This is a genomic window from Acidobacteriota bacterium, assembly GCA_028874215.1.
Classification (GTDB): Bacteria; Acidobacteriota; UBA6911; order RPQK01; family JAJDTT01; genus JAJDTT01.
Genome location: JAPPLF010000087.1, coordinates 25022 through 50404, shown reverse-complemented (window position 1 = coordinate 50404; position 25383 = coordinate 25022). Strand labels below are relative to the sequence as shown.

Sequence of the window (25383 nt, the reverse complement as noted above, 5' to 3'; positions counted from 1 at the left end):
CTTCATCACTCTTCCTTTCATCACCCTTCCTTTCAGGGTCTTTCACCAAGACCCGGGTATGTATAGAAACCCCGTCCGGTCTTTCGGCCCAACCATCCGGCGTCCACCATCTGCCTCAACAGCGGGCAAGGTCGATACTTGGGATCCTTGAAACCATCGAACAGGACCTCCATGACGTGCAGGCAGACGTCCAGACCGATGAGGTCGGCCAGCCGCAAGGGTCCCATGGGATGATTCATGCCCAAATGCATGATCCGATCGATGCCTTCCGCCTCGGCCACCCCTTCCATCAATGCCGTGACCGCCTCATTGATCATGGGCATGAGAATCCGATTGGTCACGAACCCGGGGAAGTCCCGGACCTCCACCGGGACCTTGTCCAGTTGCTTGGCCAGCGCGACGGTGGAATCCACCGTCTCCTGGTCCGTCTGCAGTCCCCGGATCACTTCCACCAGCTTCATCCTGGGGACCGGATTCATGAAATGCATGCCGATGACGCGCTCCGGACGCTTCGTCACGGCCGCCAGACGCGTAATGGGGATGGAAGAGGTGTTGCTGGCCAGAATGGCTCCGGAATCGCACAGATCGCCCAGCTTGCGAAAGACCTCCCGCTTCAGCTCGAATTTCTCCACGACGGCCTCGATGACCATCTCCGATCCGGCCGTACTCTCCCAACCGGTCGTCGGCCGAATCCGATCCAGCACCGCCGCGACGGGTCCCATTTCACCGGAGTCCCGTTCCAGCGACTTCTCCAGACCACGCCGGATCAATTCCATGGAGTTTCCGAGGATCTCCGAATCGACATCCTGGAGAGCGACCTGGTGGCCGTGGCCCGCACAGACATGCGCAATTCCACGCCCCATGGTCCCCGCCCCGATGACAGCGATCTTCATCTCGGACTCCAACCTCTACAACGAACTCCACAACGGATCCACGAGCAAATCACCGTGACACGAAGACCGGCGGATGGCGCCACCTGGCTCCGGAGTGGGAGAGTCGCCGAACCGACTGACCTGGATCGGGCCATTCTACCGGTCGCTGGTGACGGTTCTTCGACCGGAGGAGCGGCTTGACACCCTTCGGACCAGAGTGGTAAAACTCTTCCTCGCGAGCGGATTCAGCGATGGCGAAAGTTTGTCAGTTCTGCGATAAAAGGCCTCAATTCGGGAACAAGGTTTCCCATGCCCACAATCGGTCCCGTCGCAAGTGGAGCCTCAATCTGCAGAGGGTCCGCGCCAATATCAACGGGACCACCCGCCGAGTCTACGTCTGCGCCAAGTGCCTGAAAAACGGCCTTGTTCTGAAGCCCGCCATCCGCTGACGCGATCCCCCAGGCATCCGGAGTTCTAACTCCCGGACCCACTCCGGGTGCGGTCAACCGCGTGCACGCCGGAGATGCCCTTGAGAAAGTGGAGTATCTTGTTCAAGTGGCCCATGTCTCGCACTTCCACGGTGATTTCGATCTCACCGAACTGACTTTCCACGGTGCGAGCCTGAGCGTCGACGATGTTGGTCTTCAATTCGGACACGGCGGACGTGATGTCGGCCAGCACCCCCGGACGATCCTCGGTGGAGATGGAAATACGAACGGGATAGCGAGTCTCTCCGGCGCCGTCACTCCATTGGACGTCGAGCGTCCGTTCCGGATTGAGGAGCAGGTTCTCCACGTTGGGACAATTCCGGGAATGCACCGAAATACCCCGCCCCAGCGTGATGTAACCCACAATCGGCTCCCCCTGGATGGGATTGCAGCATCGAGCCCGGAAAACCAGCAGGTCATCGTGTCCCTTGACCCGGATGGTCGAATCGGAATCGGATGACGGCGATCTTTGGGTGATGCCCCCAAACGGAATGCCGTCGGCCGGCTTCTGCCGAGGAACCTTTTCCGGCTCGAGCCGGCGGACGACCTGGCGGGCACGAATCTTGCCGTACCCGACACTGATCAGAAGGTTCTCGACGTCCGGGGCCTTGAATTCCTCGAACACTCTCTCCAAACGGGACGTAAGATTCTTGAGGCTGAGCCCGAGCCTCCGGGATTCCTTCTCCAACAGCTTGCGGCCCAGCTCCAGCGCCTCCTCCTTCTGACGCTGATTCAGCCATCGCCGGATCGCGTTACGGGCGCGGGAGGTCCTGACGAAGGTGAGCCAGTCCCGGCTGGGGCGCCCCTCTCCCGAGGTCGAGATCTCCACCATCTCTCCGTTCCTGAGCTCGTACTTCAGGGGAACGATGCGTCCGCTCACTTTGGCCCCGACGCATCGATTTCCCACCTCGGTGTGAATGTAGTAGGCGAAGTCCACCGGCGTCGCCCTGCGGGGAAGAGTCACCACCTCCCCCTTGGGTGTGAAGATGTAGACCTCTTCCGGGTAGAGGTCGATCTTGAGGTTGCTCAGGAACTGGTTGGGATCGTCGCCTTCCCGGTAGGTCTCCAATAGCTGGCGCAACCAGGTAAAGCGTTTGTCTTCGTCGTCGTTGTTAAGCCTGCCCTCCTTGTATTTCCAATGAGCGGCGATTCCCTCTTCCGCTATGTGATGCATTTCGTAGGTCCGGATCTGGACTTCGAACGGCTGCCCGTTGGACCCCACGACGCTGGTATGAAGAGACTGGTACATGTTGCCCCTGGGCATGGCGATGAAGTCCTTGATGCGGTTCGGCACCGGACGCCAGAGATTGTTGACCAGGCCCAAGACGGAGTAACAATCGCGGACCGTATCCACGAGGACCCGAATGGCAATGAAGTCGTAGACCTGATCCAGGGGAATCTTCTGGCGCATCATCTTCTGATAGGTGCTGTAGATGCGCTTGGTTCGACTCTCGATCCGAGCCTTGATGCCCTGCTCCGCCAGTTGTTTCACCAGCCGGGCCGAAAGGTCCCGAATGAACTCCCGGCTGTCGATCTTCTTCTGCTCGATCTGGGCGGTCAGGTCCTGATAGGCGGACTGGTCCAGATTGGCGAACGCCAGATCCTCCAACTCTTCCCGGATCTTGGCCATGCCGAGACGGTGGGCGATCGGAGCGTAGATGTCGAGCGTTTCCTGGGCGATGTCGCGCCGCTTGTTCGGAGCCAGATACTGCAGCGTCCGCATGTTGTGGAGCCGGTCGGCCAGCTTGACCAGGATGACCCGGACGTCATCCACCATGGCCAGAAGCAGTTTCCGGAAGTTCTCGGCCTGACGCTGTTCCCGCGAAGAAAATTGAATCCGGCTGATTTTGGTGACGCCGTCCACCAGATGACTGATCTCTTCGCCGAAATAGTCATGGATCATCTCAATGGGGGTGAGAGTGTCCTCGACGACGTCATGGAGCAGGCCGACGCTGACACAGGCTTCATCGAGGCGCATCTCGGCCAGGATGTTGGCCACCTCGAGGGGATGGGAAAGATAGGGTTCTCCGGACTGGCGGACCTGGTCTTTGTGCTCCCGGGCAGAGAAGACGTACGCCTTCCGAAGACTCTCCAGGTCTGCGCTGGGATAGTGGTTGAGGACCTTCTCCTCCAAGTCCTCGTAACGGATCATGGCGCCTGTGCCCAGTATTGTAACACCTTGGCACGCCGTATACGGACCCACGAACGCGGCGCTCCCGGGTTCCGGCAAGCACGGATGTGGAACGGAGGAGGAAGCTGCGCAGAGGCATCTCCTGCGCCGGAGGCGATCGGCTGAGGCGAGGATGCCGGTTGGGACCGGTTCAAGGAGGGTTCAGCCGGTGCCGGACGCCGCCAGGATGGAACGGCGCCGACGGGCACACGATCAGTGGTCGTTGCAGGAATCGCGGTCGGGGAATCTCCGGAAAGCAGTTCTTTGAGCAGGATCCCTTATTCGGCCTCGGTGGCGCCGGTAAATGTGCGCTTGGCCCGCTCGGCCTCTTCTTCCTGCAGTCTCTTCATCTCGAGAGACTCCAGGGCCAGCTTGTCGGCTTCCAGCTCCCAGTTGGCTTTCTCTTCTTCGTCAGTAGCCAACTTGCCCTTCTCCCGGTAGAGAAGGTTCAGATACTGCATGGCATCCGTGTACTGCGGGTTGATTTCCAGGGCCTTCCTCAGGGCCTCCACGCCCTCATCGACGGTGGCGTTGACTTCGGCCTTTTCCTCGTCGGTCAGATTCTCCACGTTTTCGCCGGTCATTCCGGTCCGGTCGTAGGAAAGCTGCCAGTCGATGGTGCCGATTCCGTAAAGCGGCTCCGGATTGCTTGGATTGACTTCCATCTGCTTCCGGTACCACTCCTTGGCCATGTCGTAGTCGCCCATGCTGTTGTAGATACCGGAAATGTTCGCGATGGAACTCTCATTGCCCGGATCTTTCGCCAGCACTCTCTCGAAGATCTGGATGGCCTTCTGGGCCATCTGCAGATTGTCCATGCTCTGACCGCCGGGCTGGTACTGCACCCGGTAGGTCGTGGCCAGATACAACTCGGCGTCGATCAACTCCGGGTCCAGGTCAACAGCATTCTGGAGGTGCGTCACCGCCTCTTCGAATTTTTGACCGGAATAGGCTTTCACACCCTTGTTGAGTTCGTCCCGGGCGCTGAGTTTGTCCAGGAGCGTGAAAAGGTTGCAGCCCAGCGAACTCGCAGCCAGGCCCAAAGCCAAAAATGCACATCCGAATCTACTCATCTGACTCATCTCAAACCTGCCCTTGCCTCTTTCAGGTTTCGTGGAGTCCGCCTGATGCCGGCTCCGGAGGGAGCGCGATCACTCCGGCGTCATCAGGCCGATATCTCCGACTCCAGACCCTTTTGCAATGTCGATGATGCGAACCACATCTCCGAAGGAAAGATCCGGGTCCCCCTGGATGAACATGTTCTTGTTGGCCCGCGCGCTGTAGATGTCGAACAATCGATTGGGCAACTGGTCCAGAGTCACCGGATCCTGGTTGATGCGCAACAGTCCCTGGGAATCGATTGAGACGACAATGGCGTCCGATTTGACGATGACGTCTTCCGGGATGTCTTCGGGCGCCTTCTCAGGAACCCTGGCCTCCAGATCGTACTGGGTGGTGGGCTGAATCACCATGAAGATGATGAGGAGCACCAGGAGGATGTCAATATACGGCGTGACGTTGATGTCGCCCATCGCGCCCTTGCCGCTGGATTGCATCGCCATGGCTCAGAATATCCTTTCCTGCTGCTTTTCCCGGTCCACCAACAGGCCGATCTTCTGGAAACCGGAATCGCGGGCGCTGTTGATCACTTGCACAATCCGCCCATAGGAGGTGCCCACGTCGCTCTTGATGAACAGCGGCCTGTCGCCGGCCAGCTCGGCCCGCTCCGTCAACTGTTCGATCAGATTCTCATCCGGAACCGGCCTCTTGTTCATATAGATGAGTTCATCACGAGTGACCGTCACCGTGGTGGCCTCTTCCGCTTCCACGCCTTCCGCTTCCTGCGCATTCTTGGCCTTCGCCTTGTTGACGAAGACGCCCTCCTGCAGCAGCGGGGTCGTGATCATGAAGATGATCAGGAGGACCAACATGATGTCGGCCATGGGAGTCACGTTGATGTCGGCGCTGACGCCGCTCTGCCCCATTCCGCTAACTGCCATCGGAACTCCTCTTCAGGAAGTAGTCGATGAGCTCGGAGGAGGAGTTGTCCATCTCCACCACGAACGATTCGACCTTTCCCGTGAAGTAGTTGTACATCCAGACTGCGGGCACCGCCACGAAGAGACCGATGGCCGTCGCCACCAAGGCTTCGGAGATGCCGCCGGCCACCGCGGCCAGACCCGTGTCTTCGGCTTGGCTCATGCCGGCGAAGGCATTGATGATGCCGACCGTCGTTCCGAACAGTCCGACGAACGGCGCGGTGGCGCCGATGGTGGCGAGACCGCCCAGGCCGCGCTTGAACTCTTCGACTCCGACCGCCGTCGCGCGCTGCAGCGCCCGGCGAGACGCGTCGATGGTCTGACCTGAAATAGTAGCCGTGGAGCCCTGATGCGCCTGGAACTCGTTCAAGCCGGCAGCGACCACCTTGGCCAGATGGCTCTTCTTCTTTTCCTCGGACAGTTCGATGGCTTCCTGGATATTTCCGTTCGCAAGACTCTCGGCGACTGCCGGAGCAAACTCCTGCGACTGTTTCCGGGCCGCCCGATACAGGAGATACCGTTCGGCCATAACGGCGATGGACCACACGGACTGTATCCCCAGAACGACAACGACCGCCTTGGCCAGGAATCCCATATGGCCCCAAAGCTCGACAAATCCTACTTCCATCCTTCTATCCTCCCCAATGACCTGAATAACTTGCGATTTCGCGCCGAAGCGATCTCAAGAAAATGCCCTCACCTGAGGACGAAGTTCACCGTGACGGTGGCGATGACCGGAATTGGCTCGCCATTGAGCAGGTACGGCGAATAACGCCACTGTCTCACTGCACGAGTGGCGGCATCGTTCAACAAGGGATGTCCCCGGACGATCTTGACTTCCTGGACCGAGCCACCCTCGCTGACGATGACCTGCAGAATGACCATGCCGGAAACCCGCGCCCGCTTGGCCAGCTCGGGATACTCCGGCTCCACCCGATGGACCAGCCTTGAAGCCTGGACGTTGCCGCCCACGCGGATCGGATCCTTCTTCTTCTTGGGCGGTGGCGGCGGTGGCGGCGCCTCTGAAGGAAGCGCACCGATCACTCCGCCGATCATGCCGCCCGGAATCCCACCCGGGATGCCTCCCGGAACACCGCCCGGGATCCCTCCGGTGATACCGCTCAGAGAGGACACCTCGGGGATGTCATCCATGGGTACGGGAATCTCCTTGGGAACCTCGGTCGGAGCTACGAACTGGGATGGATCCAACTTGACCACCTGGACTCGCTGTCTCTTGATGGGCGCCGGTGGCGGCGGCGGTGGCGGCGGCGGCGGCGGTGGCGGCGGCGGAGGGGCCAACATGGTCAGGAGTTCCTGCTCCGGGAGCCCCTGGTAGTAGATCAGAGGAATCACGATCAGGATTGCCACGATGACCAGATGGATCATCAGGGACATGAACACGAGGCTCTTGCCTCGGCTCTCCCGTGTCGTCGAAGATTCAATGAGTTGATCAAACATGGTCAGCCGCCCTCTCTATGCCCCGAAGATCTTAAGGTAAGCTCCCCCCGGAAAACACGTCGGAGATACTACTACCCACCTTTTGGCGAGTCAAGAGTCTAATCCGACCCAAACGCTTTCTCAATTGCGCCGGGACTCCCGGAACTTGTGCCAGCCCGAAACGATGGGGCTGGCGACGCCGATGGACGAGTATGTCCCGACGATTATACCTATGACCAGGGCGAAGGAGAAGCTGTTGAGCACCGGTCCTCCCAAAAGGAAGAGGGCCAGCAGCGCCACGAACGTCGATCCGGAGGTCATGATGGTACGGTTCAGGATCTGATTGATGCTGGCATTGATGCGATCGTAGAAACTCGACCGCCTCATTCGAACCTCGTTCTCCCGCAGCCGGTCGAATACGACGATGGTGTCGTTGATGGAATAGCCGACCAGGGTCAGCAACGCCGCCACGACCGTCAATGTCAATTCCCGATCCGTCAGCGACAGGGCGCCCACGGTAATCAGCACGTCGTGAAACAACGCCGCGATGGCCGCGAGGCCATGCACGAATTTGAACCGGATCGTGATGTAGGCCAGAATGCCCAGCAGCGAGAAGAAGACGGCGTTCCAGGCCCTCTCCTGCATCTCCTGCCCGACCTTGGGACCCACGCTTTCCACGCTCAGCACCACGAAGTTGCCGAGATAGGAATTCTCCTCGATCGCCTTGATCGTATCCGGTCCCAGACCCGCCTCGGACAATTCCGAGTAGTCTCCGAACAGTCCGACGCTGGTCCTGAGGTCGACGATCCTGGAAGCCACGTCCTGGTAGTGGGCGGAAAGGCCCGTTGCCGAAGAATCCTCCTGCAACCCTTCGGGGTTCCATTCCTGGAGCCGCGTGGAGAGTTCCGACCGGGGGACGTTGTTGAGGTCCACCCGGCCCTTCCCTTGCGAATCCGAGTCGTATTCCTGGCGCAGGGCTTGAGCGATGTTGTCGCTTTCCAGGATCAGGTCGGCGGTCTCTTCACTTTCGATGCGGGCGAGGCGGATCTGGACTTCGTTCTTGGAAAGATCGTCGAACCGGGTCACTCCCTCGGCCCGGAGCCCGCCCTCCGCCAGAGCTCCCCGGATCCGATCCAGTGAAGGCTCCTCCTTGAAGCGGGCGTAGACCAGCGTGCCGCCGACGAAATCGACGCCCATCTTGAGCCCGCCCTTCGTGACGATGGAAGCCAATCCGGCCAGGATCAGAAGCAGCGACATGCCCAGAAAGAGCCACCTCTTGCGCAGCCAGTCGATCTTGGGCTCTTTGACGATGTCCATGGATCCCTCAGATCGACAGCGACTCTCGCGGTTTACCCTGGAGAATCAGCCCGAACAGGGTGCGGGAGACGAAGGTCGCGGTGAAGATGTTTGCCACCAGTCCCACCGAAAGGGTCACCGCGAATCCACGGATGGGTCCGGTACCGAACTGGAACAGGAAGAGGGCTCCGATCAAGGTCGTGATATTGGTGTCCAAAATGGTGATGAAGACGCGTCCGAACGCCGCTTCGACCCCCGACCGGACCGTCTTCCCCAGGCGCAGCTCCTCCTTGATCCGCTCGAAAATGAGAATGTTGGCGTCGATGGCCATGCCGATGGTGAGGATGACCCCGGCAATTCCCGGCAGAGTCAGCGTCGCCCTGAAGTAGGCCAGGACCCCCACCAGGATCACCAGGTTCAATACCAGGCAGACCACGGCGTTGACGCCGGAAAAGCGATAGATGAACAGGACCGTGACGATCACCAGGAGCAGTCCCAGTGCGGACGCCGACAGGCCGCTCCGAATCGAGTCCATCCCCAGAGAGGGCCCGATGATCTGGTTCTCGATGATCCGGATGGAGGCAGGGAGAGCTCCCGACCGAAGCACCAACGCCAGATCCTCCGCCTCTTCGGGCGTATAGTTCCCGGTGATCTGGGCCGATTCCGTGTCGATCTTCTCACTGATATTGGGAAAGGTCCGGATCTCGCCGTCCAGAACGATGGCCAGCGGATTGCCCACGTTCTGCTCGGTGGCGGGCGCAAACAACTGTCGCCCCTCCGAGTTCAGAAAAAAGGTGACGTTCCAGCGCCCCGTGAAGCTGTCCTGGGTTCGCCGGGCGTTCTTCATGTGCTGGCCGCTGATGGTCGCGGCCCTGCGGACCACCATGTACTGCGTCTGGCTCCCGATTTCGGAGGGGTTCCGATAGGGCAGAATCTCGTACTCGTCCGGGACCGAGCCGTCGAAAGCGTCTTCCGCCCCCTGTCGAGTCCCGTAGGGGCCGCCCCGGGCCGGATGCACCAGCTTCAGTTCCAGCCTCGCCGTGCTCCGGATGAGTTTGATCACCCGGTCGGGATCTTCGACTCCGGGCAATTCGACGATGATCTGATCCTGGACCTCGCCGCTTCCGTAAACGGTGATGGTGGGCTCGGCGACGCCGTACTGGTCCACCCGGTTTTGGATCGTCTCCCGGGCCTGACGGACCGTCAGGTTCGCCAACTCCTTGCGATATGCCGAACTGATCCCGAGGGTGAAGTCCTGCCGGCCCTGATCGTACCGGGTCCGGTAGCTGTAGCCCCCCGAATACCCGTCCAGTTGATCCTCGACGGCATCGGCCGATTCCTCGGGCACACCGAGGATCTCGATCTCCAGTTCCGGATTGACCCGGATTTCCTGGAACGCGGCTTCCTCATCCTCGAGCGCCCGCGCCAGGCGATCTCTCAGGAGATGCGCCTCCGCCTTGAGAGCGTCGTCGATGATGACCTGAAGCACGAGGTGTATTCCGCCCTTGAGGTCCAGGCCCAGCTTGACCTTCTCGGAGGGGGGGTAGAAGAAATAGACGCTGACCGCGAAGACGGCCAGGGCGAAGAGCAATCTGTACTGAAGTTTCCTCTTCATCTTGCTTCAGCTTGAAAACCGCGGGGTCAAACGGACTAGTCGGTGACCTGCCGCGAGGATATGGCGCTCTTGGTCACCTCGATCTTGACCTGATCGGCCACTTTCAACATGACCGTATTGTCCTTGACGGCCACGACGGTTCCATGAACGCCGCCGCTCGTGATCACCTTACTGCCGGTCTTGAGCGACGAGATCATCTCCTCATGATTCTTCTGCCGCTTTCGCATCGGCCGATAGAGCATGAAGTAGAAGATCGCCACCAGCAGCAGGATCGGGAGGAATCCGGTCAAGGACGAACCGGATTGCTGGGCCAGGAAGAGTGACTCCGTCATGATTGTTTGTCTGCCTCAGAGGGTCCATCCCCGCGCTTTGCCGCACGGTACTGAACCCGGTAGTGATTCTCCAATTCCAGGAGCGTTCCGGACGCGATACTCTGGCGGATTTTGCGCATCAAGTCAAGGTAAAAGTAGAGGTTGTGGTAGGTGTTCAAGACCAGGGAAAGGATCTCTCCGGCGACGTGCAGATGCCTCAGGTAGGCTCGGCTGAAACGCCGGCAGACCCGGCACGCGCAATCGGGGTCCAACGCCTCCTCCTGGGTCCGGTAGGCCGCGTTCCTGATGTTGAGCCGTCCCCGGGAGGTGAAGAGTGTACCGTTGCGGGCGTTCCGCGTCGGCAGCACGCAATCGAACATGTCGATTCCCTGCCGGACGCAAAAAAGAAGATCCAGAGGGGTTCCCACGCCCATCAGGTAGCGCGGCAGGATCGCCGGCATGCGCGGGCCCAGCTCCTGGACCAGGTCATACATGAGCGGTTTCGGTTCGCCGACGCTGAACCCTCCCAGCGCCAGCCCCTGAAAGTCCATCTCCGCGAGCCGCTCGAGACTCTCCCGGCGAAGGTCGGGATACATGCCTCCCTGCACGATGCCGAAGAGCATCTGCCCGCGGTCCCGGTGCCTGTCTTTCGAACGGCGCGCCCAGCGCATCGAACGGTCCATGGAACTCCGCGCCCGCTCCCGGTCCACGGGATAGGGCGTGCACTCGTCCAGGACCATGGCGATGTCGGAACCCAGAGTCTCCTGGATCCGGACCACATCCTCCGGACTCAGAAAATGGGGGCTTCCGTCCAGGTGGGAGCGGAACTCGACGCCATCCTCCCGAATGGTTCTGAGCCTCCGGTGGCTGAAGACCTGGTACCCGCCGCTGTCGGTCAGAATGCCGCGATTCCACGACATGTAGCGGTGCAAACCCGCCATCTTCCCGACCACGGCCTCGCCGGGACGCAGGTAAAGATGATACGCATTGGCGAGGATGATCCCGGCCCCAAGCTCCTCCAGGACATCCGGGGACATGGCCTTGACCGTGGCCGCGGTTCCCACCGGCATGAACACCGGGGTCTCGACCGCGCCGTGAGCGGTCTCCAACACACCGCACCGGGCGTGGCTGCAGGGGTCCTTCCGCTCGACCCGGAAAGAGTTCTGTAGAGAGGGACGGGACCGGCTCAACTCAGCTCGATCTGGTACAGGTGCGATCCGTCCACCAGGTAGAGCAGTCGTCCGTCGCCACTGTATGCGAGACCCACCAGCATGGGACCGGAAACGACCAGGCGGGCTTCCTCCCGGTCCACCGAGAAGAGGCCCCTTCTGCCCCGGTACGAAGCGGCGATATGAAGGGTGCCGGCGGCGTCGAACGCCAGACCCTGGGGTCTCCCCACGCCCTTGAAGAAGACCTCCACTTCTCCCTCGGTCGAGACCCGGTACACACAGTCCTGTGTGGCCAGAGTCGGACCGGTGACGTAGAGCCGGTCGTCGGGACCCCACGCCAGGTGGTAGGCGGAGACGCTCGGCTCCAACTCACACACCACCGAGGTTTCCCGATTCGGCGAGATCCTGTAGATGAATCCACTCCGGTCGCCCACATAGAGGTCGCCGGCGGGGGAAAAGACCAGCCCGGACGCCAACCCCAACCCCTCGGCAAATTTTTCCACCTGGCGGTCGAACGTCGATCGATAGATGGACCCGGTATGCCGGCTGCTGATGTAGAGGTAGTCGTCGGGACCGATGGCCAGACCGGTCGGATTGACGATGTCCGCCAGAAAGGGGTGCTTGCTGCCGTCGGTGTAGACGACGAAAACGCTGAATGGAACCTTCTCCCCGCGAGTCCCGCTGTAGGTCACGTAAACGTTCCCGAAAGTGTCCACCACCGGATTGGAAACCGGCTGCAGATCCGAGGCGATGGCGCGGCCCACGTTCAGCTCCGCCCGGGCCACGGCGTGATTGTGAACCGCGATCCCATGCCCGGCGGTTTCGGGGATGCGGACGGTCAGCGCCCGGGGCGAAGCGCCCATGATGGAGGCATCCGCTCCGCCCACGTCGACGGAACGGGCCGGAACGTTGTCCGAAGAATCGAGCTCGATCCGGACGATTCCCGCCGGAAGAGCCGCCCCCGGAAAGACCGAAGTGATTCTCATGAGGTCACTATATCATGGGCCGAAGGGGCCGAATTTCAATTTGCGGACCAGAATCTTCATGTCGCAAATCCTGTTCCCATTCGATGATAGACTGGCGTGTTTCAATGAATGGCGAAGACCACGACGGCGCCTGGATCCGAATTGCGGGTGCGCGCCAGAACAATCTGAAGAACATCGATCTTCGGATCCCCATCAACCGGCTCACGGTGATTACCGGAGTCAGCGGATCGGGCAAGTCTTCGCTGGCATTCGACACCTTGTATGCCGAAGGCCAGCGCCGCTACGTGGAGTCTCTGTCGGCGTACGCCCGCCAGTTCCTGGAACGGATCCGCAAACCCTTGGTCCGGAAGATCGACGGGCTCAGTCCCGCCATCGCCATACGGCAGAAGACGGTCTCCCGAAACCCCAGATCGACGGTGGGAACCGTCACCGAGATCTACGACCATCTGCGTCTCGTCTATGCCCGGATCGGCACTCTGGTCTGCCGCGGATGCGGCCGCCAGGTGAAACGCGACACCGTGGAACAGGTGGTCCTCCAGTTGCTTCGGCTACCGGAAGGGACCCGGCTGTTTCTCTGTTTTTCCTTGTCCGGGTCGATCCTGCAGCCGGAACCGGGCGCGCCCTTGACGGAACTGGCCGGCCCCCTGATGAAGCAGGGGTTTCATCGCCTCGTGCTGGAAGACGCGGGACGCCTCCGGGTGGTCCAGGTCCAGGACGGACTGCCGGCCACAGATCTTTCGAACGCCCGGGTCCTGGTCGATCGAGTTGTGGTCCGGGACACTGCGCGCCAGCGATTGCGCGATTCCCTGGAGACCTGTTTTCACCAGGGTGGAGGGGCTGCCCGGATCTCGATCCTTTCCAATGACGGCCGGAGCGCCGACCGGGAACTGGAGTTCACCCAACGGTTGGAGTGCCAGTACTGCCGGATCTCCTACCGGGTTCCGGAACCCCGGCTCTTCTCCTTCAACAATCCCTATGGGGCCTGTCCAACCTGCCATGGCTTCGGGAGCACCATCACCCTGGATCCGGACCTCATCATTCCGGACCCGGCGAGGACGCTGGCCGAGGGACCCGTAGACCCCTTCAACAAGCCGCGCTATCGAAGATTCGGCCGGAAGCTGCAGGAGTACGCGCTTCGAGAGGGCATCCCGTTGGACGTCCCCTACCAGGATCTGTCCGAGACGGTTCGGCGCCGGATCTGGGACGGAAGCGACGGCTTTCCCGGAGTCAAGGGGTTTTTCGCCTACCTGGAACGGAAGAAGTACAAGATGCACATCCGGATCCTGATCAGCCGATACCGGGGATACACCCGGTGCCCCGACTGTTCGGGAGAACGCCTCTGCCAGGAGGCGAGGGACGTTCAACTGGGAGGGCGCCGCATCTCCCGGCTCACCTCCATGCCGATTCAGGAAATCCAGAAATTCTTTCGCCGGCTCCGCCTGAATGAGAGCCAGCGGGCAGTGGCGGATTCCCTGCTCCGAGAGATCCGGCAACGACTCGACTTTCTGATGAAGGTGGGACTCGACTATCTGACCCTGGACCGCATCACCAGCACCCTGAGCGGAGGAGAAATGCAGCGGATCCAGTTGGCCGCCGCCTTGGGTTCGTCCCTGACCGGAACCCTCTACGTGCTGGATGAACCCTCCGTGGGACTCCATCCCAGAGACACGCGGCGCCTCATCTCCATCCTGAGAAATCTGCGGGATCTGGGCAACACCATCGTGGTGGTCGAGCACGAACGGGAAATGATCGAATCGGCGGATCAGGTGGTGGACCTGGGCCCGGGGCCGGGGGAGCATGGCGGACACGTGGTCTACAGCGGCGGCGTGGACTCCCTGCGGACCGCCGCCGACTCCCTGACGGCGCAGTACCTCCGCGGCGAGCGCCGGGTCCCCACACCGTTCTACCGGCGTTCCTGCGGCGACCGGTTCGTGACCGTCCGTGGAGCCCGCCAGCACAATCTGAAAAATTTGGATGTGCGCCTGCCCCTGGGACTGATGGTCTGCATCACGGGAGTCTCAGGGTCCGGAAAATCGACCCTGGTGGGGGACGTGATCTACGCCGGCCTCAAGAAACAGAAGTCTCAATGGAAGGGCGAGGTGGGAAAGTTCGACCGCATCGAAGGCGCCGAACTGGTGGAGGAGATCCTCCTGGTGGACCAGTCGCCCATCGGGAAATCGCCGCGCTCCAACCCCGTCACCTATCTCAAGGCGTTCGACGAGATTCGCCAGATCTTCGCGTCGCAGCGGGCTTCGCAGCGGCAGAACCTCCGTCCCGGCCACTTCTCCTTCAACATACCGGGAGGCCGCTGCGAGACCTGTGACGGAGTGGGCTTCTCAACGGTGAACATGCAGTTCCTGGCCGACGTGGAGCTGACCTGTGAAGACTGCCGCGGGACGCGATACAAGTCCACGATTCTGGAAATCGGCTACCGGGGCAAGAACATCGCCGAAGTGCTCGGCCTGACCGTGACTGAGGCTCTGGAGTTTTTCCGGCCGTTTCCCCGCCTTTCAAAAAAGCTCAAGGTGCTGGAAGACGTGGGCCTCGGATACGTAAAACTGGGCCAACCCTCCACCACTCTCTCCGGAGGGGAGGCGCAACGGATCAAGCTGGCTTCCTACCTGGCCAAGTCCACCCGGTCCGATTCGATCTTCATCCTGGACGAGCCGACCACCGGACTCCACTTCGACGACATCCAGAAGCTCCTGCGAGCTCTGGACCGGTTGATCTCGAAACAGGCCACCGTCGTGATTATCGAGCACAACATGGACGTGATCCGCAGCGCCGACTGGGTCATCGACCTCGGTCCCGAGGGAGGGGACAAGGGCGGGCACCTGGTGGCGGAGGGAACCCCCGAGACCATCGCCCGCACCGACGGATCCTATACCGGGCGATTTCTGAGACAGGCCCTGGAACGGGCTTGATTCGAAGTCCTCGTCCGCCGGAATCCCTCTCCGCCTAGCCGCCGGAGCAACGTGTGGGCAGGTCGGGACCGATCCTCTCGATGGACCGGGCCAATCCGGTCGCCTCGTCGATGTCCAGCAGGACCGAAGCCAGGCTGGCCAATCCGGTCGCCCCCGCGAAACGCGTGGGCATCGCCGTCAGAAACCGCGGCAATGCCGTCTGCACGCTCACACCGATGACCGAGTCGTAGCAGCCGGTCATTCCCACGTCGGAGACATAGGCCGTTCCCTTCGGGAGCAGCCGCGTGTCCGCCGTGGGAACGTGGGTGTGAGTCCCCAGGACGGCCGAAACCTTGCCGTCCAAGGACCATCCCAGGGCCAGCTTCTCAGACGTGGCCTCGGCGTGAAAATCGACGATCAGAACCTGCGTTCGCTTGCGGAGCCGAGAGACCTGCTCCTCGGCGCAACGGAAGGGACAATCGATGTTGGGCATGAAAACCCGGCCCTGCAGGTTCAGAACCCCATACCGAACGCCCTGGTCCGTGACGCCCTGATAGGCCCCGCGTCCCGGGACTCCGGGAGGATAGTTGTGCGGACGCAGCAACCGGGGTTCGTCATCAATGCACTGCAGGACTTCCTTCTTGTCCCAAATATGGTTGCCCGAAGTCATGACGTCCACGCCCATGGCCAAAATCTCGCGAGCGACGCGCGGAGTGATGCCGAATCCACCGGCGGAGTTCTCCACGTTGGCTATGATCAGGTCGATGTCGTTCTTGCGGCGAAGAGCCGGGATCATGCGGCGAACGACCTTGCGGCCCCGCCTGCCCACGATATCTCCCACAAAAAGAACCTTCATGTGGAAACTCGCTTTCCGGAAAAGTCGATGCCGGGAACGGAGAAGAACTCACCGGGCGTAGTCCACCACCCTCATCTCCCGGATGACCGTCACCTTGACCTGACCCGGATACTGGACTTCACCCTCGATCCGCCGAGCGATGTCCTTGGTGAGCCAGAAAGTCTGTTCGTCGGACACTTCGCTGCTCTCGACGATGATGCGGACCTCCCTGCCGGCCTGCAGGGCATAGGCCTTGGACACGCCCTTGAAGGAATTGGCGATGGCCTCCAAGTCTTCCAGCCGCTTGATGTAGTTCTCGAGCATCTCCCGGCGCGCCCCGGGCCGGGCCGCGGATACGGCGTCGGCAGCCTGCACCAGCATGGCTTCCAGGGTGCCGAACTCGACGTCGAAATGATGTGCCTCAATGGCGTGGACCACTTCGGGACTCTCTCCGCACTTCTTGGCGACCTCCACGCCAAGCTGCAGGTGAGTTCGTTCCACGTCCCGGTCGATGGACTTGCCAACGTCATGCAGCAAGCCGGCGCGCTTGCAGACCTCGACGTCGGCTCCCAGCTCGCGGGCCATGATGCCGGCAAGATAGGCCACCTCGCGGCTGTGGTTGAGCACGTTCTGTCCGTAGCTGGTCCGGTACTTGAGCCGTCCCAGCAACTGAACCAGCTCCGGATCCATGTTGTGGATTCCCAACTCGAAGACCACCTGCTCCCCCTCGTGGAGCAGGTGTTTTTCCATGTCCCGTTCGACTTGGGCGACCACCTCCTCGATGCGGGCCGGGTGGATACGGCCGTCCTGGATCAGCCGCTCGATGGCGATCTTGGCGACCGCCCTGCGATAGGGATCGAAGGCCGAGAGGATAACGGCCTCGGGCGTATCGTCGACGATCAACTCGACCCCGGTGGCCTGCTCCAAGGCTCGTATGTTCCGCCCCTCTCTTCCGATGATGCGGCCCTTCATGTCCTCGGCGGGGAGGTCCACGGCGGATACGGTAGTGGCGACCACGTGTTCGGCCGCACAACGCTGGATGGCTTGGGTGATGATCTTCCTCGCCTCTTGATCCGCCTTCCGGCGAGCCTCGTCTTCCACGTTTTTGACCAGGACGACGGCCTCTTTCATGGCCTCGGATTCCACCGACGTGAGCAGAGATTGCTTGGCCTCCTCGATGCTCATGCCCGCGGCTGCTTCCAGCCGATCGAGGCACTCCTGCTCCAGTTCGCCAACTCTCTTCCGCTGCTCTTCCAGCCGGCTCTCGCGCCCCTGGTGCTTCCGGATACGCTGTTCGAAATCCCGATTGCGACGGCGCAACTGCCGGTCCCGCCGCTCCAGGTCTTCTTCCCGCCGGGACAGGCGGCGTTCCACCGCTTGGCGCTGCTGCCGGCGCTCCTGAAGCTCCCGCTCCGCCTCGGTGCGCCACTTGAAGACCTGGTCCTTGGCCTCGAGGAGACTCTCCTTGCGGATCCGTTCCCCTTCCCTGGCGGCATTCTCCTTGATCCTGCGGGCGTTTCGTTCCGCGTCTCGCAGCCGCCGGTCGACCACGCGAGTCTTGAGGAGATACCACCCTCCGATCGCGGCCACCGGGACCACGGCCAGTAGAACCAGAATGATTCCGGATAGCTGGTCCATGTCATGCGCTCCTGCTGGAGCCAGGGCGAGCAACCGATGCGGGAAGGGACGATGCGCACGCGATGGATCACCCCCGCTCTGCCGTGTGGAACGTGAGATTGAACCTGTTGAAAACAGGTGGGTGCCCTGCCGTCGGCCTCAGGTTTCACCGATCCCGGAGAAACTCATGACGTCCGGACTCAGGCTCCCGATTCATAAGTGTTGACTCAAATCTCACAAACCATCACGCGCATCGCAGGGGCCGGGCTTACATTCCTGTCCACTCAGGTCCGTTCGGAACCCTCAGGACTCAGCGCGGACCTCAAGAGCTCGTTCAATTCTCCGCTCTTGCGGCAGACCGTCGCTTCAACTCTTTCTAGCCGCCTTTGGGCGGAAAGGCACTCGTCGGCAATGCTCAACGCGGCCAAAATGGCGACCCTGAGCGTGTCTACCGTCGGCGTCCGGTCGGAGATCCGGACCATGTGGCGGTCCACGTAGTCTGCCAGGTCCCGGACATGTTGGGCATCACCTCGGCTCCGAAGACGATACGTACGGTGAAAGATCTTGACACTGACGCTCTGATCCATGACGGCTGCCTGGTCTTGCCTACATCCCGTAGGGGTGATGCTGCTCCAAGGTGGACACCTTTTCCATGATGCTTTCCACTCGCGATTTCACGTCGCTGCGCAGACGCTCGACCGCCCCATTCCTGATCTGGTTGTCTCTACCCAGCTCCTCCAATTCTCGGTTTAGCTGTTCGATTTTCTCCAGGAGCGAAGCGTTCTCATTCCGCAGGCGCACCAGGAGTCTCACCACCTCGTCGGTTGAGACTTCCAGGTCCCGCCAAGCCCGGTCGACATCCACGTGTCCGGCTCCAGAACTCGCCGCTAACGCCCTTCCACGCCCAATTCCCGGCGCATAAAGGAAAAAACCCGTTCACTAAGGTGCTTGACCTCAGGCAGAGTCAGCGTCCTCTCCGCATCGGCGAAGGTCAGACGCAGAGTCAAGCCAACCTTATCTTTGGGAACACTCGAGCCGCGATAGAGATCAATGAGCCTGATATCCCGAAGCTCCGGGATGCTCAAGCCCCGAATGGCGTTTATCAGTGTAGCGAAACTCACACTCTTGTCAACGAGAAACGAAAAGTCGTGCTCCACCGACGGAAACCGCGTCAACACCTGATACGCCGGGTCCTCGAGGTTCCGGCCGTACAACTCGTCCAACCGGAGCTCCGCCACCAGCACGTCCTGAGAGAACTTGTAGTGGGCATGGAGCCGGGGGTGAAGTCTTCCCAAGACGCCGAGGCGGCGTCCCTCCCGCAGGATCTCAGCGGAGATACCGGGATGAAGAAACGGGAGCCCGGCGGCCGCGCGGTATTCGACCTCGAATCCGAATTTCCGGAACAGCATTTGAAGGACCCCCTTCAGGTGATGAAACCCGAAAGGCTCGGAAGCACCGCTCCAGAACGGACCATGGACCGAGCCGGTTGCCGCCAGCCCCAGATACGGCTCCTCCTGCGCTTGCTCGAGGTCATCGCCTCTCCGAAAGAAGACTTTCCCGGTCTCGAAGAGACGGACACTTCTGTTGCCGAAATTCAGATTGTGCCGAATCGATTCCGCCAGTCCCGGAAGGAGCGTGCTTCGCAGATGCGTATGTTCCTCGGACAATGGGTTGGCTATGGGAACCAGCGGCGTCCGCCGGCCAAGAAAGATCTCCTCCCTGCCCGGATTGGTGAAGGCGTAGTTCACTGCTTCATAGAATCCACAGGACTCCAGCGAGGACGATACCCGCCTCTTATGACCTTCCGACCCGGAGAACTTTCCGACCGCCGCGGCGGCGGGATAGGTGGTCGGAAGCCGCTCATAGCCATATTCGCGTGCGACCTCCTCGACCAGGTCGTCCTCGAGGGCCACGTCCGCCCGGAAGCTGGGCACACGAATCCTCCAGGAGCTCTCATCCTGCGGCTCCGGTTCGAAGCCCAGGCGGCCCAGCACCTCTTCGACGAAATCCGGATCCACCGAGACACCCAGCACCTGGGTCAAACGGCCGCTTCGAAGCCGGATCTCCCGGGCGGGAATGGGCCGGGGAAACTCGTCGATCACCGGACCCTGGCAGGAGCCGCCGGCGATTTCCCGGATCATGCGGCAGGCCCGGTTCAAGGCCTTGGTCGCCATATCCGGGTCGGCGCCCCGCTCGAAACGGTAGGAGGCATCGGTTCGCATTCCCAACCGCTTGGCGGTGCGGCGGACGGACAACGGCTCGAAGTAGGCGCTCTCCAGAAGAAGATCGGTGGTCGCGCCGGAAATCTCCGTTTCCATCCCTCCCATGATGCCGGCGAGAGCCACGGCTCGAGTGGCGTCGGCAATGACCAGCATGGACGGGTCGAGGCGCCTGTCCTCTCCGTCCAACGTGGCCAGGCGCTCCCCTTCCGCCCCTCGGCGGACGATGATCCTTCGCTCGCTCAATCGGTCCAGGTCGAAACCGTGCAGGGGTTGGCCCAACTCGTAGAGGACGAAGTTGGTGACGTCGACGACATTGTTGATGGGTCTTTGCCCCACCGACTCGATCCGTCTCTTGAGCCAATCGGGGGAGGGGCCGATCCTGACGCCCGACATGACCCGGGCCGCATACCTTGGGCACAGGTCCGGCGCCTCAATGGAGACCCGTGCTCCGGGATTCGCGACGACTCTCCCCGGAGGCTCCGAAAGGTCGGGAACTCTGAGTTCCAGTCCGAATCTGGCCGACACCTCCCGGGCGATGCCCAGGTGATTCAGGCAATCAGGCCGGTTCGTCGTCACTTCCAGTTCCAGGACCCGGCCGTCCCCGGTCTCATCCACCGACTCCACGGGGAAACCCAGCATGCCCAGAGCTACCGAGAGCCGATCCGAATCCATTCCCTGGAGGTCCAGGTAGTCCTGCAGCCAATTCCATCCGATCTTCATGACGTCACTGTCTGGCGCAACACGGCGCGGCCGGGTCAGAACTGCCGGAGAAATCTCAGGTCATTTTCGAAAAAGAGCCGCAGGTCGCTGACGCGGTACTTGAGGATGGCGATCCGATCGATTCCCATTCCCCAAGCGAATCCCGTGTAGCGCTCGGCGTCGTATCCCACCATGGAAAACACCCGGGGATGGACCATGCCCGCGCCCATGATCTCGATCCATCCGGTGCGCTTGCAGACTCCGCACCCTCGCAACGAGCAGAAGATGCACTCGATGTCCACCTCGGCTCCGGGCTCGACGAAGGGGAAGTAGCTGGGCCGGAACCTCACCCGCAGGTCACTGGAGAAGAGCTCCCGCAAGAAGAGCTCCAGAGTTCCCTTCAGGTCTCCGAACGTGATCCCCTCGTCCACGACCAGGCCTTCCATCTGGTGAAACATGGGGCTGTGGGTGGCGTCCACGGTGTCCCGGCGATAGACGCGTCCGGGAACCACGATGCGGACGGGGGGCTGCTGGCGCTCCATGGTCCGGATCTGGACGGGGGAGGTATGGGTCCTCAGCAGCAGGTTCTCGGTGATGTAGAGCGTATCCTGCGTGTCCCGGGCGGGATGCTCCTTGGGCATGTTGAGCGCTTCGAAATTGTAGTGATCCAGTTCCAGTTCAGGTCCCGAAAGGACGGAGAATCCCATTCGCACGGCGATCTCCTCCATCTCGCGCCGGACCCGTGTCAGCGGATGAGAACGGCCCTGAGGAGGAAGATAGCCCGGCAGTGTAATGTCCAGGCGTTCCGATTCGAGCTGGGACCGGCGCTGCTCGGCCTCAAGCTCCCGCCCCCGCTCGGCCAGGGCCGATTCGATCCGGCCCTTGATCTGGTTCAGGCTCTTGCCCGCCCGGGGCCGTTCCTGGGGAGCGAGTCGTCCCAGACCCCTCAACTGGAGCGTCAGCAGGCCCCTTTGACGGCTGAGATAGCGGTCGCGGAGCCGGGTGAGAGCCGGCTTGGACGAGACCTCCTGCAGTTCAGCCTGAAAGCTCTGCCAGAGGTGAGTCGGATCTACCGGCTTCATCGACTCGGACCCGGGAATGGAACTTGGAGGAAGGTTGAGAATCCGGGGCGAACGCCTACCTAACGCAAGGCATTGCGAGCCATGTCGGCGATCTTGCCGAAGGCCTGTGGATCCCTGACGGCCAGATCTGCCAACATCTTACGGCTCAACTCCAAACCGGCCTTCTTCAGACCGTACATGAACTGACTGTAGGAAAGGCTGTGCTGCCGCGCGGCCGCGTTGACCCGGATGATCCAGAGCCTCCGGAAGTTCCGCTTCTTCTGCCGCCGGTCCCGATAGGAGTAGGCCAGAGAACGGTTTACCTGTTCCTTTGCTGCGCGGTGAAGCCGGCCCTTGGCGCCCCAGTAACCCTTGGCCAAGCGCAGGATCTTCTTCCGTCTCCGGTTTCGCTTAACCCCTCTCTTTACCCTCGACATGATGGAACCTCCAGCACCCGCGAAAATCCCGCGGCCGCTAAATATGCAGCATCTTCCGGACCCGCTTCTTGTCCGCAGAGGACAGGCCGGCCCAATCCTTCAAATTCCGCTTCCGCTTGCGACTCTTCTTGGTCAGGATGTGGCTGTGATGGCTGTGCCGCCGGCTGATCTTGCCCGACCCCGTGACCTTGAATCGCTTGGCTGCCGCGCGCTTGGTCTTCAATCGCATCGCCGTTTTCCTCGCTGTGTACCCGGATCGCTCATGCCCGGCTTGGTGAATACCGGGCCCGGCCGTTGAAGGAACCGGGTCTGAAGCAGAATTCCGAGTGAATTCAGGGCTGTTTTCTGGGCACCAGAATCATGGTCATGGTGTGGCCTTCCAACCGGGGCCGCCGCTCGACGTCCGCGACCTCGGTCAGCTCGCCACGGAGCTGGTTCAGGATCTCCTCCCCCAGCTCGGAGTGGGTGATCTCCCGACCCCTGAAGATGACGGTGGCCTTGACCCTGTTTTCGTCCTTCAAGAAACGCAGAATGTGTTTCTTCTTGAACTCATAGTCATGCTGGTCGATCTTGGGCCGGAACTTGACTTCCTTGACCTGAATGACTTTCTGGTGCTTTCGCGCCTCCTGAGCCTTCTTTCGTTGCTGGTACAGGTACTTCCCGTAGTCCATGATTCGACAAACCGGAGGCCTGGCGGTGGGAGCGACCTCGACCAGGTCGAGGGACCTCTCCTGAGCCAGCCGCCTTGCCTCGGGCGGAGCCATGATGCCCAACTGGCTCCCATTCTCGTCGATGACCCGAATTTCCCTGGCCCTTATCCGATGATTGACTCGTGCTCTCTGAATAGAATCGGCTCCTCTTCTTCTTCGAATCAATTTCAACTCACCGGGGACAAATGATGACAATGCCTCAAAGCATGGTCAGACGTCCAGCGCTCTTTGCGCCACCTGTCGACCAAGCATCCGGGAAAAATCGTCCAACGGGCATGCCCCCTGGTTGCCCCGCCGGCGATCCCGCACCGATACGGTACGGCCCTGCACCTCTCGATCGCCCACGACGAGCATGTATGGCACTTTGCTCATCTGGGCACTCCTGATCTTGTATCCCAACTTCTCGTTTCTCAAGTCCGCCTCGACACGCAAGCCCGTCCCCCGCAGCCGGTCGCGGACCTCCACCGCGTATTCGTGGTGCCGTTCGCTCACCGGGACCACCGATGCCTGCACCGGCGACAGCCAGGGCGGAAACGCGCCTCCATAGTGTTCGATCAGAATCCCCATGAACCGCTCCATGGAACCGAGCAGAGCCCGATGCAACATGATGACCTGCTGTTCGCGGGAATCGGAATCGGCATAGGTAATGTTGAAGCGGGCCGGCAGGTTGAAATCGAACTGCAAGGTGGTGACCTGCCAGGTTCGCCCCAGAGCATCGATCAGACTGATGTCGATCTTGGGACCGTAGAAAGCAGCCTCGCCTGGCTGGCGGCGGTACGGCCAACCCTTTTCCTCCAACGCCTGGACCAGAACCGACTCGGCCCTCTCCCAATCTTCACGTTTTCCGGCGTAGTGCTCGGTGTGTTCCGAGTCCCAGGTGGCCAACATGATCTCATGGCCCTGAAAGCCGAACGTGCTGAGAAGATGCTCTGCAAGGTCCAAGGTGGCAACCACTTCCGAAAAAACCTGGTCCGGACGGCAGAAAATATGCGCGTCGTCCTGGGTGAATCCCCGAACGCGAAGCATCCCATGGAGGGTTCCCGACTTCTCGTACCGATAGACCGTTCCGAACTCGGCGAGACGGATGGGCAGTTCGCGGTAACTGCGTTTCCTCGACTTGTAAATGAGGATATGGCCGGGACAGTTCATGGGCTTGAGCACGTACTCTTCGTCGTCCACGGGCAACGTGTACATGTTCTCCCGGAAAAACTGGTAATGGCCGGACGTCTTCCAGAGGTCGCACTTGGCGATATGGGGCGTGTATACGAACTGGTAACCGCGCGCTTCATGCTCCTGGCGCAGGAACTCTTCGATCTTTTCCCGAACCTTGGCGCCCTTCGGATGCCAGAAAATGAGACCCGGAGCGACGCCCTCCGGAACCGAAAAGAGATCCAGTTCCCGGCCCAGTTTCCGATGGTCGCGGTTCCTGGCTTCCTCCAGCCGCTGCAGATAGTCATCCAGTTCCCGGGACGAGAAAAACGCCGTTCCGTAAATCCTTTGCAACTGTTCCCGGTGTTCGTCGCCCCTCCAATAGGAACCGGCAACGGAAAGCAGCCGGAACGAGCCGAGCTGAGCCGTGGAGAGCACGTGCGGCCCGGTGCAGAAATCCACCAGGTCTCCCAGGCGATAGGAAGAGAGCACCTCGCCCTTCCGCTCTTCGATCAACTCGGTCTTCAACTCCTCGCCGTGACTGCGAAAGAAATCCAGCGCTTCGGTCAGCTCCAGAATGGACGGCTCGAAATCCAGATTCTCCGCCTTAAGCTCTTCCATCTTGGCTTCGATTCGGGGCAGATCGTCCTCCGTCAGCCGGTGCGGCATCTGGAAATCGTAGTAGAAGCCTTCGCCAGTGGGAGGACCGATTCCCAGACTCACTTCCGGGAAGAGGTGGCTGACCGCCAGGGCCATCAGGTGGGACGTGGAATGGCGCAGGGTTTCCAGAGCTTCGTCGGGATCGAAGACCTCATGAACGGTCCCATCCCGATGGATGGTCCTCATAATGCTCTGTCCGGACATTTCGATAGAACCCCGGAGTCCAACGCCAACCGCAAGATAAAAAAATGGTAGGTGCGAGCGGATTTGAACCGCTGACCCCTTCCGCGTCAAGGAAGTGCTCTCCCCCTGAGCTACGCACCTACGAGGCGATCATAACACACGAATCCCGAATCTCAGCGGGACCGATCCACGAAGGTGCGTCGACATTTTCCTGGACTCGAAGGCGGACTCGACCCCTACTGAATCGAGTCCCTCAAAGACCTGCCGGGCGTGAATTTGGGAACTTTTCTGGCGGGAATCTGAATCGCTTCTCCGGTCTGAGGGTTTCGCCCTGACCGGGCGGGGCGGACGGGAGCCGAAAAGGTGCCGAACCCCACGAGGGACACCTTTTCGCCGTTTTTCATGGCCGCATGGATCGTGGACACTACGGCCTCCACCGCGGCTCGGGCATCGCTCTTGCTGAGGTTCGCCTTCCCGGCGACTGATCCGATCAACTCAGCCTTGTTCATTCCCGGTTCTCCTTT

The 25383-nt window shown here is 61.0% G+C and carries 25 protein-coding genes, 1 tRNA gene and 1 other RNA gene; 2 read left to right on the top strand and 25 right to left on the bottom strand.

All coding sequences use genetic code 11. The features are described from left to right. Positions 1-32: 32 nt before the first annotated feature. A complete protein-coding gene (locus OXT71_17510) occupies positions 33-893 on the bottom strand; it encodes a 3-hydroxybutyryl-CoA dehydrogenase (GenBank protein MDE2928190.1) in 861 nt (286 codons plus the stop codon). Between the two features lie 230 nt (positions 894-1123). On the opposite strand from OXT71_17510, the gene rpmB reads away from it, so the two are divergent. Further along, positions 1124-1321, top strand: coding sequence for a 50S ribosomal protein L28 (rpmB, locus tag OXT71_17505; protein ID MDE2928189.1), 198 nt, complete (start codon positions 1124-1126; stop codon positions 1319-1321). Between the two features lie 25 nt (positions 1322-1346). On the opposite strand, the gene OXT71_17500 is transcribed toward rpmB, so the two are convergent. The 11 genes from OXT71_17500 to OXT71_17450 form a co-directional block, all read right to left on the bottom strand. Continuing rightward, the gene (locus tag OXT71_17500; protein MDE2928188.1) at positions 1347-3512 is read right to left on the bottom strand and encodes a bifunctional (p)ppGpp synthetase/guanosine-3',5'-bis(diphosphate) 3'-pyrophosphohydrolase; all 2166 of its coding nucleotides are present in this window, start codon (positions 3510-3512) and stop codon (positions 1347-1349) included. A gap of 296 nt (positions 3513-3808) precedes the next feature. Next, on the bottom strand, positions 3809-4603 hold the full coding sequence (locus OXT71_17495) for a hypothetical protein (GenBank protein ID MDE2928187.1): 795 nt from the start codon (positions 4601-4603) through the stop codon (positions 3809-3811). A 78-nt stretch (positions 4604-4681) separates the two neighbouring features. Beyond that, a complete protein-coding gene (locus tag OXT71_17490) occupies positions 4682-5092 on the bottom strand; it encodes a biopolymer transporter ExbD (GenBank protein ID MDE2928186.1) in 411 nt (136 codons plus the stop codon). 3 nt (positions 5093-5095) lie between these two features. After that, a complete protein-coding gene (locus tag OXT71_17485; protein ID MDE2928185.1) occupies positions 5096-5530 on the bottom strand; it encodes a biopolymer transporter ExbD in 435 nt (144 codons plus the stop codon). Then, positions 5520-6197 (bottom strand): MotA/TolQ/ExbB proton channel family protein, encoded by a 678-nt coding sequence (locus tag OXT71_17480; protein MDE2928184.1) that lies wholly within the window; start codon positions 6195-6197, stop codon positions 5520-5522. Before OXT71_17480 ends, OXT71_17485 begins: the two co-directional genes overlap by 11 nt. A 68-nt stretch (positions 6198-6265) precedes the next feature. Then, positions 6266-7027: a TonB family protein gene (locus OXT71_17475; protein ID MDE2928183.1), complete on the bottom strand. Its 762-nt coding sequence runs from the start codon at positions 7025-7027 to the stop codon at positions 6266-6268. Positions 7028-7147: 120 nt separating this feature from the next. Further along, complete coding sequence (gene secF, locus OXT71_17470) at positions 7148-8323, bottom strand: protein translocase subunit SecF (protein MDE2928182.1); 1176 nt, start codon at positions 8321-8323, stop codon at positions 7148-7150. 7 nt (positions 8324-8330) lie between these two features. Further along, a complete protein-coding gene (gene secD / locus OXT71_17465; protein MDE2928181.1) occupies positions 8331-9917 on the bottom strand; it encodes a protein translocase subunit SecD in 1587 nt (528 codons plus the stop codon). A gap of 35 nt (positions 9918-9952) precedes the next feature. Further along, positions 9953-10249 (bottom strand): preprotein translocase subunit YajC, encoded by a 297-nt coding sequence (gene yajC / locus OXT71_17460; protein MDE2928180.1) that lies wholly within the window; start codon positions 10247-10249, stop codon positions 9953-9955. Further along, positions 10246-11418: a tRNA guanosine(34) transglycosylase Tgt gene (gene tgt / locus OXT71_17455; GenBank protein ID MDE2928179.1), complete on the bottom strand. Its 1173-nt coding sequence runs from the start codon at positions 11416-11418 to the stop codon at positions 10246-10248. Before tgt ends, yajC begins: the two co-directional genes overlap by 4 nt. Next, positions 11415-12383: a gluconolaconase gene (locus tag OXT71_17450; GenBank protein ID MDE2928178.1), complete on the bottom strand. Its 969-nt coding sequence runs from the start codon at positions 12381-12383 to the stop codon at positions 11415-11417. The genes tgt and OXT71_17450 overlap by 4 nt, the downstream gene beginning before the upstream one ends. Before the next feature lie 104 nt (positions 12384-12487). On the opposite strand from OXT71_17450, the gene uvrA reads away from it, so the two are divergent. Continuing rightward, a complete protein-coding gene (uvrA, locus tag OXT71_17445; protein MDE2928177.1) occupies positions 12488-15307 on the top strand; it encodes an excinuclease ABC subunit UvrA in 2820 nt (939 codons plus the stop codon). Positions 15308-15341: 34 nt separating this feature from the next. Here the strand turns inward: uvrA and OXT71_17440 are convergent, their stop codons facing one another. The 13 genes from OXT71_17440 to OXT71_17380 form a co-directional block, all read right to left on the bottom strand. After that, a complete protein-coding gene (locus OXT71_17440) occupies positions 15342-16142 on the bottom strand; it encodes a TIGR00282 family metallophosphoesterase (GenBank protein ID MDE2928176.1) in 801 nt (266 codons plus the stop codon). Positions 16143-16190: 48 nt separating this feature from the next. Further along, on the bottom strand, positions 16191-17759 hold the full coding sequence (gene rny / locus OXT71_17435; GenBank protein MDE2928175.1) for a ribonuclease Y: 1569 nt from the start codon (positions 17757-17759) through the stop codon (positions 16191-16193). Between the two features lie 66 nt (positions 17760-17825). Then, a non-coding RNA gene (ssrS, locus tag OXT71_17430) (6S RNA) lies at positions 17826-18003 on the bottom strand. A 19-nt stretch (positions 18004-18022) separates the two neighbouring features. Beyond that, positions 18023-18325, bottom strand: a complete 303-nt coding sequence (locus tag OXT71_17425) for a cell division protein ZapA (GenBank protein MDE2928174.1) — start codon at positions 18323-18325, stop codon at positions 18023-18025. Positions 18326-18344: 19 nt separating this feature from the next. Next, a complete protein-coding gene (locus OXT71_17420; protein ID MDE2928173.1) occupies positions 18345-18602 on the bottom strand; it encodes a hypothetical protein in 258 nt (85 codons plus the stop codon). Between the two features lie 23 nt (positions 18603-18625). Further along, positions 18626-20680: a phenylalanine--tRNA ligase subunit beta gene (gene pheT, locus OXT71_17415; GenBank protein ID MDE2928172.1), complete on the bottom strand. Its 2055-nt coding sequence runs from the start codon at positions 20678-20680 to the stop codon at positions 18626-18628. Positions 20681-20715: 35 nt separating this feature from the next. Further along, the gene (pheS, locus tag OXT71_17410) at positions 20716-21741 is read right to left on the bottom strand and encodes a phenylalanine--tRNA ligase subunit alpha (protein MDE2928171.1); all 1026 of its coding nucleotides are present in this window, start codon (positions 21739-21741) and stop codon (positions 20716-20718) included. 59 nt (positions 21742-21800) lie between these two features. Beyond that, positions 21801-22157 (bottom strand): 50S ribosomal protein L20, encoded by a 357-nt coding sequence (rplT, locus tag OXT71_17405; GenBank protein MDE2928170.1) that lies wholly within the window; start codon positions 22155-22157, stop codon positions 21801-21803. A 37-nt stretch (positions 22158-22194) separates the two neighbouring features. Beyond that, a complete protein-coding gene (gene rpmI, locus OXT71_17400; GenBank protein ID MDE2928169.1) occupies positions 22195-22386 on the bottom strand; it encodes a 50S ribosomal protein L35 in 192 nt (63 codons plus the stop codon). A 103-nt stretch (positions 22387-22489) separates the two neighbouring features. After that, positions 22490-23032, bottom strand: a complete 543-nt coding sequence (infC, locus tag OXT71_17395; GenBank protein ID MDE2928168.1) for a translation initiation factor IF-3 — start codon at positions 23030-23032, stop codon at positions 22490-22492. A gap of 45 nt (positions 23033-23077) precedes the next feature. Next, positions 23078-24862 carry a threonine--tRNA ligase gene (thrS, locus tag OXT71_17390; protein ID MDE2928167.1) on the bottom strand — a complete coding sequence of 595 codons (1785 nt, stop codon included), beginning with the start codon at positions 24860-24862 and terminating at the stop codon, positions 23078-23080. A 63-nt stretch (positions 24863-24925) separates the two neighbouring features. Beyond that, positions 24926-25000, bottom strand: a tRNA-Val gene (locus OXT71_17385). A gap of 95 nt (positions 25001-25095) precedes the next feature. Continuing rightward, positions 25096-25368, bottom strand: a complete 273-nt coding sequence (locus OXT71_17380; GenBank protein MDE2928166.1) for an HU family DNA-binding protein — start codon at positions 25366-25368, stop codon at positions 25096-25098. Positions 25369-25383: the final 15 nt, after the last annotated feature.